This window comes from Streptomyces sp. NPDC054794 (genome assembly GCF_053611585.1).
The window spans coordinates 100,907-112,975 of sequence record NZ_JBSHAQ010000011.1 but is presented as its reverse complement, the minus strand read 5'-3'; the positions used below and the strand labels follow the sequence as shown (position 1 = coordinate 112,975).

General features: G+C 68.9%; 10 protein-coding genes. 3 read left to right on the top strand and 7 right to left on the bottom strand.

Annotation, left to right across the window (positions count from 1 at the left end):
- Positions 1-112: 112 nt before the first annotated feature.
- A complete protein-coding gene (locus ACWGKT_RS14330; protein ID WP_453273816.1) occupies positions 113-640 on the bottom strand; it encodes a hypothetical protein in 528 nt (175 codons plus the stop codon).
- A 312-nt stretch (positions 641-952) separates the two neighbouring features.
- Positions 953-1,306 carry a VOC family protein gene (locus ACWGKT_RS14325; RefSeq protein WP_453273815.1) on the bottom strand — a complete coding sequence of 118 codons (354 nt, stop codon included), beginning with the start codon at positions 1,304-1,306 and terminating at the stop codon, positions 953-955.
- 260 nt (positions 1,307-1,566) lie between these two features.
- Between ACWGKT_RS14325 and ACWGKT_RS14320 the strand changes: the two genes are divergently transcribed.
- On the top strand, positions 1,567-3,561 hold the full coding sequence (locus ACWGKT_RS14320) for an Ig-like domain repeat protein (protein ID WP_453273814.1): 1,995 nt from the start codon (positions 1,567-1,569) through the stop codon (positions 3,559-3,561).
- Positions 3,562-4,534: 973 nt separating this feature from the next.
- Here the strand turns inward: ACWGKT_RS14320 and ACWGKT_RS14315 are convergent.
- From ACWGKT_RS14315 to ACWGKT_RS14300, 4 genes are all read right to left on the bottom strand, one after another.
- Positions 4,535-6,793 (bottom strand): tetratricopeptide repeat protein, encoded by a 2,259-nt coding sequence (locus ACWGKT_RS14315; RefSeq protein WP_453273813.1) that lies wholly within the window; start codon positions 6,791-6,793, stop codon positions 4,535-4,537.
- Positions 6,794-6,996: 203 nt separating this feature from the next.
- Complete coding sequence (locus ACWGKT_RS14310) at positions 6,997-7,473, bottom strand: hypothetical protein (protein ID WP_453273812.1); 477 nt, start codon at positions 7,471-7,473, stop codon at positions 6,997-6,999.
- Between the two features lie 467 nt (positions 7,474-7,940).
- Positions 7,941-8,138, bottom strand: coding sequence for a hypothetical protein (locus ACWGKT_RS14305; protein WP_453273811.1), 198 nt, complete (start codon positions 8,136-8,138; stop codon positions 7,941-7,943).
- Complete coding sequence (locus ACWGKT_RS14300) at positions 8,135-8,353, bottom strand: LexA family protein (RefSeq protein ID WP_453273810.1); 219 nt, start codon at positions 8,351-8,353, stop codon at positions 8,135-8,137. The genes ACWGKT_RS14305 and ACWGKT_RS14300 overlap by 4 nt, the downstream gene beginning before the upstream one ends.
- Before the next feature lie 380 nt (positions 8,354-8,733).
- Between ACWGKT_RS14300 and ACWGKT_RS14295 the strand changes: the two genes are divergently transcribed.
- Both ACWGKT_RS14295 and fxsT read left to right on the top strand, forming a co-directional pair.
- Positions 8,734-9,210 carry a hypothetical protein gene (locus ACWGKT_RS14295; RefSeq protein WP_453273809.1) on the top strand — a complete coding sequence of 159 codons (477 nt, stop codon included), beginning with the start codon at positions 8,734-8,736 and terminating at the stop codon, positions 9,208-9,210.
- Entirely contained in the window at positions 9,207-11,732 is a 2,526-nt protein-coding gene (gene fxsT, locus ACWGKT_RS14290; RefSeq protein WP_453273888.1) for an FxSxx-COOH system tetratricopeptide repeat protein, read from the top strand. The genes ACWGKT_RS14295 and fxsT overlap by 4 nt, the downstream gene beginning before the upstream one ends.
- A gap of 213 nt (positions 11,733-11,945) precedes the next feature.
- Here the strand turns inward: fxsT and ACWGKT_RS14285 are convergent.
- Positions 11,946-12,069 (bottom strand): hypothetical protein (locus ACWGKT_RS14285; protein ID WP_453273887.1); only part of this gene is annotated, 124 nt, incomplete at its 5' end.

Genomic DNA, 12,069 nt, shown 5'->3' with positions numbered 1-12,069 from the left:
CCGGCTCCCCAACCGCCCGCCGATCTCCGCCACAGACGCGCACAACTCACCATGCACGGCGCAACGGAAAGGACCCTTGATGCACCAGGCGACATGAACGCCTCGCCGACGTTCAGAGCGATTCGGATGCCCTGGGCGGCTCTTCCTGCGCGGGCGCACCACGACCGATCGTCAGGGACCAGTGCACGGCCGAGGGCGCCTCGACGGATACGACGCCACTACGGTCCGCCCCGCCAATGGCCACTTGGTCGTACGTGGTGCTGATCTCGCCGGCGAGGCACTTCAGCGGAAAGGAGACATGCACGGACCGCACGGCGACCTCGATCTTCCCCGCGCCCTGACAACGCACCGCGATGATCAGGGCGTCCCCCTTCTTGCCCTGACCGAATGCGATGCTCGCGTTCCCAATGGTCACCTTCTGACGACCGACGAGCGTCTCGTCATCGACCAACTCCGGCGGCTTCTGCACAAGGAACGGTCTGGTGCTCAGGCCGGCCGATGCCGTTGCCGAACCAGGCTCGGCCGAACGCGTGGTCCGCGACGGCCCCTTGGCGCCGGAATGATCCGAAGTGCACGCGACAACGGAAAGGAGCGCTGCGGTACAGGCGATGCTCAGCCCTACGAGGGTTCGGCGGGACACGTCAGTCCTCCCAGATGGCCGGCCGACACGATGCGGCATGCAGACGGTCACGGTCTTCTCGGCACCCTTGCCGCAGCCGTGGGCACGACGACCAGGGCGCGACCACTTCCCCCCTGCCCTGCCTGACGAGAGCATGCCAGCCCCCTGAGACGGACGACCGGCCTCCGCGCAATCCCTGAGCAAGACGTGAGGTTCACGTGGGGTGGAGCCGCGGAGCAACTGGCACCGTGAACCCGGGGCTCTCCCGTGCAAAGAGAGACCGGTCAGAGAACCTTCGAGGTCCGCGGTCAAGGGGGCGGGCACAAAGGGTTCTCACTGACGCCGTTGGCCAAGGACACAGAACTCGTTGCCTTCGGGGTCTGCCAGGACAACCCACGACTGGTCACCCTGGCCGATGTCGACACGCTTGGCGCCAAGAGCCTCAAGGCGAGCCACCTCGGCGTCCTGGTCATCGGGCCGGAAGTCGAGATGCAGCCGGCTCTTGACCTTCTTGCTCTCTTCGATCCGGACGAAGTCCAACCCTGGCAGGCGATCCGGCTCCGGGCGGATCTCGAACTCCTCGTCGGAGGAGTGGACCACAACCCAACCAAGAGCCTCGGCCCACCACTGCCCCAAGGCCACCGGATCCATCGAGTGAACGATTACCTGTTCCCATTCCAAGGTCATCGGGCGAGCGTAGTCCCACCGGACTTTCGAAAACAGGCGCAGTACTCCCGCCTGGTTGCCATTTGCGCAGGTCGGGACATTGGCTGTCTTGCGCGGTATGGGGAGGGTTCGGGGAGCGGGTCGGCTCCCGGGTATCTCGCCCACTTCTTTGATCATCGTTGACCCCCCTTTGCCTCTGCTGCCACTGGCGTGACCTAGGCTCCGGTTACTCCCCAGTTCAACAAAAGGGGCTCTTTTCGTTCCGGGGGTTCGAAGCCACCGTGCGCATACGCACTCTTCCGGCCGCGACGGCACTCGCGGTCCTCTTCAGCTCGGCCGCGCTCGCGGTCACCTCGGCCGCGCCCGCGCTGGCCGACTCCAGCACCATCCTGCCGGTCAAGTCGACCGGCGACGTCGTCGTGGACGGCGTCCACCAGCGGGTCTTCATCAGCGACCCGACCAGCGGAAAGGTCGTCGCAACCGACTACAGCGGCACGGTCGTCGGCACCGTCGACTCGTTGCCCGGCGTCCGCGGCCTGGAACTGTCCGCCGATTCCGGCACCCTGTACGCGGCTGTCGAGGACGCCGACGCGATCGTCGCCATCGATACGGCGACCGCCACCGAGGCCCATCGCTACCCGACGGGCGACGGCACCCAGCCCGAGTATCCGGCCCTCGCCGGCGGCAAGCTCTGGTTCGGCTACCGCGGCGCCGGCAGCGGCAACATCGGCTCGCTCGACCTGAGCGCCGGTGACCCGGTCGTGGCCCTCCACCAGGACACCACCCGTACCTGGAACGACGCTCCGATCCTCGGCTCCTCGACCGGTGCCCCTGGCACCATCGTGGCGGGGGCCTCCGGGCAGAGCCCGAACGAACTTGCCGTGTACGACGTGTCGTCGGGCTCGGCGAACCGCACCGCGTACGCCTGGGATCCGGGCAGCAGCAGCAACCTCACCGACCTCGCCGTCACTCCGGACGGCAAGGACGTCGTCACGGCCAGCGGCGCCCCCTACAAGCAGGAGGTGTTCAAGCTCTCGGACCTGTCGGAGGACGGCAGCTACACCACCAACCCCTACCCGAACGCGGTCGACATCGCCCCGAACGGCGCCGTCGCCGCGGGCACCTTCTCCTGGTACGACCCCGACGTCCACATCTTCGAGCCGGGCGTCTCCACGCCGGTACGGCAGTACGACTTCCCGAACACCGGCGGCGGCAGCGGCTCCGACACCCTCGTGCCCTCGGGTCTCGCCTGGGCGCCGGACGCCGACAAGCTGTTCGCGGTGTCGTACAACGCCGCGGACGTGTACTCGCTGCGCGTCCTCGACGACCCGACCAAGGCGGACACCACCCTCACGGCGACGGTCCCGGCCACCGCCACGCGCGCCAAGTCCCTCAGCGTCACGGGCAAACTGACGTCGAACACCGTGTTCCCGTCCGGCACCACGGTCTCCGTCACCCGCACCGACGACGAGTCCCCGGCCGGCAAGGCGCTCGGCAGGGCGACGGTCGGTGCCGACGGCTCGTACACCTTCGCCGACACCCCGCCGGCCGGCGGCAAGGTCACGTACACGGTCGGCTACGCGGGCGACGAGTACCACGCGGGCGCCACCGCCACGAGCACGGTGAACGTCACCCGCACGGCGACCGCGGTGACGCTCAACAACAACGGCAAGGTGTACGCGTACAACAGCGCAGTGAAGTTCACGGCGCACCTGGGGACGACGTACAAGAACCGCACCGTCGCGATCTACGCCAACCCCTACGGCGCGGACAAGCCCGAGAAGCTGGTCAAGTCCGGCACGGTCGACTCCTCCGGCAACCTGTCCGTCACTCTCTCCCTGACCCGCGACACCAAGGTCACCGCCAAGTTCACCGGCGACACCCGGTACGCGCTCGCGACGGCCACCAGCACGGTCGGCGCGCGGGTCAGGGTGTCGACCGCGCTCAGCGGTTACTACACGAGCAAGACGGCGTGGAGCCAGACGTACCGCTACTTCCACAAGTCCAAGGACCCCGTCTACGACACGACGATGACGCCGTACCCGGGCCGCAAGTACAAGGTGGAGATGCAGGGTTACTACCAGGGTGCCTGGCGCACCACGCACTCCGCGTACCTCGTACTCGGTTCGGGCGGAAAGGACACGCTCGAGCTCACGGGCACCCCGCCGACGGGCGTCCGCTTCCGGGTCCGGTCGTCCTACATCGACACGACGTCGGGCGACAACGTGAACTCGACGACGCACGGGACCTGGAAGTACCTCATCTTCACCAGCTGACGTCCGGTACTTCTCACCGAAGACCGACGTGACGGGCGCGGGTCTGCTGCTGAAGCAGGCCCGCGCCCTGGGCATTCGCCGCCCGGTAGCCGAGGCCCGAGAGGGATCCGCGCCTCCCACGCCGTCCTCCGTGATGACGATGAACCGCGTCCCCCTCGTCCCTGGACGCACGTGATGCGCCGTACCGCGTGCCGGGGTCTGGCGAACATCGACGCTGCTTACGCGGTAGCCGCACTCGGCGAGATGCCCGAGCCGAAGCAGGCTCTGCCGGAGGGGCACGGGTGCTGACGCCGTGCGAGCGGCTGCTGGTAGGAGAGTTCCTCGGACCCGTTCGGCCGCCTGCACCACCTCGCTGACGGCTCCGGGCTCCGCCTGGCCACGCGTCGCGGATCAAGCTTCGTGTACCTGACCTGCTTCCGCCCCTGCGGGACAGCCGAGCTCGGCCACCCCCGGCAAGCCGACAGCGGAGAGACCGCCTGTCGGATGGTCCGAGCCGTAAGCCGGTGGGCGGCTCCCAAACGGTTCCCCAAAAGGCCCGCGAAACCAGTCAGGGGCCCGACCCGCCAAGCGGATCAGGCCCCTGATCTGGTACTGCACTGTCGGGGTGGCGGGATTTGAACCCACGACCTCTTCGTCCCGAATAAGGTCCGGGTGAGGTCCGAACCTGGCCTCGCCGACGTTTATGCAGGTTAGGGCTTTGGTATGGCAAGTTCTCCGTGAGTGCTGGAGTGGCGCCGGGAGAAGATCTTCTCCCAGGTTTCTCCCAAACACAGAGCGTCCCGGTCCCTGGCCAGGAGGCAGAGTCAGCAGCCTTGCAGTGGGCCAAGTCCGGTCAGCCTGATCAGGCACTTCTTCCAGCGCCTCGTTTCGCGCTGTATGGGGGGGACGAATCCCTCATCACCGTCACAGCCCCGAGGTCTCGACTTGGTTTAGCACCTCTGACCACATGGAGCAAGATCTCAAACGGGCGTCGTTATGCCTCAGTTGCCGCGTTCCTCTGCTGTGAGGCATCGGCAACTTGATGAAGGCTTCGTCGGGCATTGAGGGTGTCTGGGTGGGTGTCGCCCAGGGTCTCGCGCCGAGCGGCGAGGACGGCTTCGAACTCGCGACGGGCCCGGCCCACTTCCCCCTGCTCGCGCAGGACCGACGCGAGGCTGTGTCGGGCATTGAGGGTGGCAGGGTGGGTGTCGCCCAGGGTCTCGCGTCGAGCGGCGAGGACGGCTTCGAACTCGCGACGGGCCCGGCCCACTTCCCCCTGCTCGCGCAGGACCGACGCGAGGCTGTGTCGGGTGGCGAGGGTGTCTGGGTGGGTGTCGCCGAGGGTCTTGCGCTGAGCGGCGAGGATGGCTTCGAACTCGCGACGGGCCCGGCCCACTTCCCCCTGCTCGTGCAGGATCAAGGCGAGCCTGTGTCGGGTGGCGAGGGTGCCTGGGTGGGTGTCGCCGAGGGTCTTGCGCTGAGCGGTGAGGATGGCTTCGAACTCGCGACGGGCCCGGTCCACTTCCCCCTGATCGTGCAGGACCGAGGCGAGGTTGTGTCGGGTGGCGAGGGTGTCTGGGTGGGTGTCGCCCAGGGTCGCGCGCTCCGCGGTGAGGATGGCTTCGAACTCGCGACGGGCCCGGTCCACTTCCCCCTGATCGTGCAGGACCAAGGCGAGTTCGTGTCGGGTGGGCAGGGTGCTTGGATGGGTGTCGCCGTGGATCTCGCGCTCCGCGGTGAGGATGGCTTCGAACTCGCGACGGGCCCGGCCCACTTCCCCCTGCTCGCGCAGGACCAAGGCGAGGTCGTGCCAGGTGGTGAGAGTGTTTGAGTGGGTGTCGCCGAGGAGCTCGCGCCGAGCCGCGAGGACGGCTTCGAACTCGCTACGGGCCCGGCTTAGATCCCCCTGATCATGCCGGGCCGAGGCGAGGCTGTGCCGGGTGGCGAGGGTGCCTGGGTGGGTGTCGCCGAGGATCTTGCGCTGAGCGGCGAGGACAGCTTCGAGCTCGCTGCGGGCCCGGTCATACAGGCCGCGGACTCGCAAGTATCGGGCGGCGAGCCAGGCAGTGCGCGCCGCGTCTTGGACTGTTTCATCGGGCAGTTCAGTGGCCGTGGCTCGTTGAAAGAGGTCCAAGCCGTGGGGATGCAGGAGCCGCCAGTGATCCCAGTAGCCCGGATCCTCAGGCCTCCCTGTTCTATCGGCAGCAGCTGCGCTATGTAGTGCGCTGACGGCAGTGCCGAGTACACCTTGGTCGAGGCTTGCGTCGCGGACCAGCGGGTGTACGCGCAGCGTGGGCAGCGTGTTGGTGTCCGTGGCGGGTGAGAGGTCGACCAGGCCGAGGGCGGCCAAGGCCGTGAGCAGCCTCCACAAGCCAGGCCCCTCGAGACCGGCAAGCCCTTCCGCGGTGGAAAGTGTTTGCGGGGTCAGCAGCAGGGTGTACGGCAGGGGGGCATCGGCAAATGTGGCGATCAGTTGAAGCAGGGGCTGAGCCAGGGGCAGGCCACGTTGTTCCAGCAGCCTCACGGACATGGCCCAGGTCTGTGCGATGACGTTGCCTTGGTCCACGTGTGCAAGGCCACGGTCCAGTGCTTCCTGGTAGGAATGGAAGTCGACCGGTGTGCCTGGCTCGCGGTAGGCGGGCGGCACGTTGCCGGCGTCGGCGAGGTAGGTGCCGGCGAGGCGCAGGGCCAGGGGCAGCCCACCCAGGCGTTCGGCCAGGCGTCGGGCATCGTCCGCGGGGCCTGCCCCGTCGCCCGCGTGGTCGCGCAGGATCTGTTCGGCGTCCGTGAAGTGGTCACCGGTCAAGGGGCGCACGGGATGCCGGGTGCAGGCGGTGCCCCACGTCTGTGGGGTGCTGTCGCGGCTGGTGACGAGGACGCTGCCGAGGCCGTTGGCAGGAGGCCGGATCCAGCCGGTTCCCTCACTCAGTCTCCCGGGGCCATCCAGCAGAGCTGGCTCGTCGGCGTTGTCCACCACCAGTAGCCACGGCCGCTCAAACCGCGCCAGGCACGACCACAGCACGTCCGCCGCAGCCCCCGTACGCAGTTGCTCCTCGGAGGCACCGGCCTGCCGGGCCACTGCCCGCAGACCGGCCTCAAGAGTCGTGTCCTGCCGGGCGTCGACCCACCACACCTGTGCTCGGCCAAGCCGATGGCGAACCAGTTCCAGGGCGATCGAGGTCTTCCCGGAACCGCCCATCCCACATAGCACCTGCACCAGCGGGTCGCCTGCAGCGGACAGCGCTGAGTCCACCTGCGCGAACAGTGCGTCGCGGCCCCGCAGAGGCCTTCGCGGATCGCGCAGGCCCAATGGCGGCGCCACCGTGACCGCGACGGGTTCGGCCTCGGGCCCGGACGTTCCGATGTAGACGTTGTCGGCTCGGAACTTCCCAGCGGCGAGTGCTCCGTTACTGGCCTGTACGCCCGGGAGCGGGGCGTGTCGGTTGCCGGGTTCGGTCAGGGCCGGTCCGTACCCGGCTGCTGAGGGTTTCCCAACCGCACCCCGTCACGGATGTTGGCAACGCCCGCCGCGAAGGAACCTCCCTCCGCCTTCACCGACAGGTCACCGCCCACGGCCAGCCCATAAGCACCGGCCACCACGCCGCCCGCCGCCCGGGCAGCCTCCTGCACCGCGGCCACCGCCTCTTCCAGATCCCGCGCGAAGTCGCGGTCCTGCTCGGCAGCCCGGGAAACGGCGGCCTCGACACGCTGCCGGGTCAGGGCACTCGGTTCATCCTGGCCGGCTGCCGCCTCCGCCTCCAGCCGTTCCAGTTCCGGATCATTGCCCAGCCGCCGGACCACTACCTGGTGCACGCGGTCCATTGCCCCGTCGAGCGCCAGATCCACCTCGGCATCGGCCCGCCCCGCCACCCGGCGGGCCTTACACACCGCCCACGCGAAGACATAGCCGATCGCGATTTCAACACCCGTCATACCGTCCCCCTTTGCGTATACCGAGCGTAGCGAGATGGTGACCACTGCGAGCGCCGAATTCAGCAATCGCCGAGAGCATGGCCAAGCTGGCTACCGAGAAGGCAAGACCACGACTGAGGTCGCCCCTGATCCGGTACGCCGCAAGACGCACTGAGGGTCCTGGTGCTTCGCCCCTGTCGAAGGACACGGGGCCGCATGGGAGATCACCTCATGCGGCGCCCGCGCCCGGCGGGGCCACCAGATGCGCTGAACGAGAGAATCGCCTTCGGGATTCGAACCGAGACCGACGCATTACGAGTTGTCCGATCTTGGTCCGGAGGCGTCCGTGGGCGTCCCTCGACCCAGTAAAGCCGCTGTTCATCCGTCCTCACAAACTTGAGTGGACGGCTGTGGAACAGGGCGGACCGGGACACAAACGAGACCGCGACTGAGACCACGGCCGCCGTAGGGCGGGGTGATGCCGGCTACTACTCGTCCGGCCAGTTGGCCAGTGCCGCGCCCGCGGCCTCGTCGGTGAGGGGGATGCGGGCGCCGGGCATGGCGCCCCGTTCGCCGATCCAGGACGTCCACTTGCGCCGGGCAGTCGCCTCGTTGCCCCACCAGCCGTGCATGATCAGCCGGCCGTCGCAGGTCAGGCTCAGGTGGTAGCGCTGCGAGTCCGTCATCCGAGGCGGATCCCGCGCGGTCGGCCGGGCTCCCGGGCGATCGCCGCCTTCGCTTCGAGCTCGCGCAGCTGGTAGTGCACGGAGGCCCGGCTGCGCATCCCGACGGCCGCGCCGATCTCCGCGATCGTCGGCGCCTCCCCGTGCTCGGCGATGAATCCACGGATGCAGGCCAGGAGGCGCGCCTGGGTGTCGGTGAGGTGCTCAACTCGATGCATAACCTGATTAGAGCGTGTGTTCGAATTCCGAGACAATCCGACGTGTGCACCCTTCCGCCTTCAGGTCAGCGCGCATCACCACAACGGGCGGCTCCGTTCCTACGGGCTCTGAAGCCGCGATCACGCCTGGCCGCATCATCCTTGCAGCAGACAGCGGTACCGCCACCGGGCTTCGCGGTGGGCGGCACGAGCGTCTGTGGGGGAGCCGCCTCTCGTCCACATCTGGACCTGATCTTGGGAAATCCCCGTTCGATTCGCTCGGCATAGCGCGTTGGTACCAGGTGGTCATGAGCCGCAATTGAGGGCGCGGGGTGTCTGGGTGTGAGTACGGTCAGGGTGTCGTCTTCGGCTGGATCAAGGGGGTTGCTGTGGTTCCGGGGGTGGAGATTGCGGTGGGGTATGTGTTCGCCTGGCTGGCCCGGAAGGCCCAGCGAGTGGCGGTGCGGGCGGATACCGAGGTTGATCGGGGGTTGGATGCGGGGATGGACCGGCTGCACGACTTGGTCAGCCGCAAACTCGGCGAGGATCCGGCGCTCCAACGAGCTGCGGAGGAGGCCGGGGAGGGCCGAGAGGAGCTCTCGGAGCGCACCCAGCGGCGGCTGACGGATTCTCTGGAGGATGCCGCCGAGCGGGATGCGGGCTTCGCCGAGGGCCTGGCGGACCTGGTGGAGAAACTGCAGGCCGCTGCGGCTGCTGGGACCGCGGGTGGCGGGGTGTCGGCTTCCGGGAACGGGCAGGCCGTCGCCGGGAATGCGGACATCCGTGCCGAGGGCGGGTCGGCGGCCGCCATGCGCATGGGGGACGTGACAATCGGGTCGGCGCCAAACCCCTCGCAGCCGGGTCCGGACAAGGGCTGACCGCACCCGGCGCCACTCCCAGCCCACCACCCACCGACCAGTTCATCACCGCCCACCCCTCGCAGGTCATCGCGGGCGGTGGCAGTGTCGCTGCCGGTTCCGTCGCCGGTGGGATCCACCAGCACCGGCACGAGCATGCCGCGCCGCGCACGCCGGCGTCGTGGCCGCACCAGGTCGGGGTGATCCCGTCGCGGGCGGACTGCTTCCAGGACCGGGCCGAAGCAGCCCGCCTGTGCCAGGCCCTCGCGGGGGTGGACACCGCGGTTTTAGTCGGACAGGACACCGTGCGTGGGCAGGTGCTGACCGGGATGGGCGGGGTCGGCAAGACCCAACTTGCCGCCGACTACGCCCGCACCGCCTGGCAGACCCGCACTCTGGACGTACTGGTATGGATCACTGCCGGCACCCGCAGCGCTGCCGTGACCGGATACGCGAGAGCCGCCGCGGAGGTCCTTGCCGCCGACATCGACGACCGCGAGACGGCCGCCGAGAAGTTCGTGGCCTGGCTGGAGCCCAAACCCCACCGACGCCCCTGCCGGTGGTTGATCGTGCTGGATGACGTAGCCGACCCCGACGCTCTGCAGGGCCTGTGGCCGCCGGCCAGCCCGCACGGCCGCACCCTGGTCACCACCCGCCGTCGGGACGCCGCCCTCACAGGCTGCCAACGACGCCTGATCAACGTCGGACTGTTCACCGAGACCGAAGCACTGGCTTACCTCACCACGGCACTGGCCGCCCATAACCGCCACGAGCCCGACGAGCAACTCGCCGCGCTCGCCGCGGACCTCGGACACCTGCCGCTGGCCCTGTCCCAGGCCGCCGCCTACCTCATCGACTCCAGCCAGACCGCAGCCGTCTACCGCACGCTGCTCGCCAACCGCACCGCCACCCTCGCCGATGCCGTCCCCCTGGTCCTGCCCGACGATCAAACCCGTACCATGGCCGCCGCTTGGTCCCTGTCCATCGATCGCGCCGATACCCTGCCCCCGGCCGGCCTGGCCCGTCCTATGCTCCAACTCGCCGCATTCCTGGACCCCAACGGCATTCCCGAAACCGTCCTGACCGGCCCCCCTGCCGTTGCCCACCTCACCGTTGAACAAGCCGGACGCCACCGCCCCGAAGTGACAGCCGAAGATGCGACGGGGGCCCTGCGTGCCTTGCACCGGCTCAGCCTCATCGACCACACCCCAAACGAGGCCGTCCGAGTCCACCAGCTCATCCAGCGCGCCGTCCGCGAACGGCTCCCCGATGACCGCCAAAGCGCTGCCGCCCGCACCGCCGCCGACGCTCTCCATGCAGCCTGGCCCGAGGTAGAACGCAACACCACGCTCGCTCAGGCCCTGCTCGCCAACGCCACCGCCCTCACCAGCTGCGCCGCTGACGCCTTGCACCAGCCGGACGTCCATAGGGTGCTGTACCGCATGGGCACGAGCCTCGGCGAGTCTGGCCAGGTCACCGCCGCTGTCAGCCACTTTTACGACCTCGCCGCGACCACCCGCCGCCACCTCGGTCCGGACCACCCTCACACGCTCATTTCCCGCGGCAACCTTGCCCGGTGGCGGGGGCAGGCGGGTGATGCGGTCGGGGCCGCGGCTGCGTTTGCGGAGCTGCTGGAGGATTTGATGCGGGTCCTCGGTCCGGACCACCGCCACACCCTCACCACCCGCGGCAACCTTGCCCGATGGCGGACGGAGGCGGGTGATGCGGCTGGGGCCGCGGCCGCGTTCGCCGAGCTGCTGGAGGATTTGATGCGGGTCCTCGGCCCGGACCACCCTCACACCCTCAGCACCCGGCACAACCTGGCCCACTGGCGGGGGGAGGCGGGTGATGCGGCCGGGGCCGCGGCCGCGTTCGCCGAGCTGCTGGAAGACCAGGTGCGGGTCCTCGGCCCGGACCATCCCCTTACCCTCAGCACCCGGCACAACCTGGCCCACTGGCGGGGGGAGGCGGGTGATGCGGCCGGGGCCGCGGCCGCGTTCGCCGAGCTGCTGGAAGACCGGGTGCGGGTTCTCGGCCGGGACCACCCCGACACCCTCAGCACCCGGCACCACCTGGCCCTAGGGCAGGGGGCAGTGGGTGATGCGGCCGGGGCCGCGGCCGCGTTCGCGGAGCTGCTGGAGGACCGGGTGCGGGTTCTCGGCCCGGATCACCCCGACGCTCTCAGCACCCGGCACAACCTGGCCCACTGTCGGGCGGCGGGGGATGCGGCCGGGGCCGCGGCCGCGTTCGCCGAGCTGCTGGAAGACCGGGTGCGGGTCCTCGGTCCGGACCACCCCGACACCCTCAGCACCCGGCACAACATGGCCCTATGGCAGGGGGCAGCGGGGGATACGGCCAGGGCCTTGGAGGCAACGGCAAAGCTACTGGAAGACCGGGTCCGGGTCCTCGGCCCGGACCACCCCCAAACCCTCAACACACGGCGCCAGCTGGCCCACTTGCGGGGAATGCAAGGGGGAGCGATGGCGCCTTCTGTTAACGGACGCTCGCGAAACATCCAGGTTCACCCCGAGCGCGGCTCATGACGAAGCCGTTAGCAATCCCCCAGGTACGCACCACGGCAGATTTACAGCGGGCTCCGTCCACCACTCCTAGCCTGCGATTCTTGCTTCGCTCGCCGTTATTGGGGGACACCTGGGGGAAATCGGGACCTCGCGCCTGTCACGCCGGGATCCGCCGTCACAACCACCCAACCTCCGAAGCCTCTGTCGGGCAGCCATCAAGAGCTGATGACCTTTTCAGTCGACCGCACGGGGCTGTGGAAGCCGGGCGAGTTCGTGCTGGGTGGTGAGGGTGTCTGGGTGGGTGTCGCCGAGGGTGTCGCGCCGGTGGGCGAGGACGGCCTCGAACTCACTGCGAGCC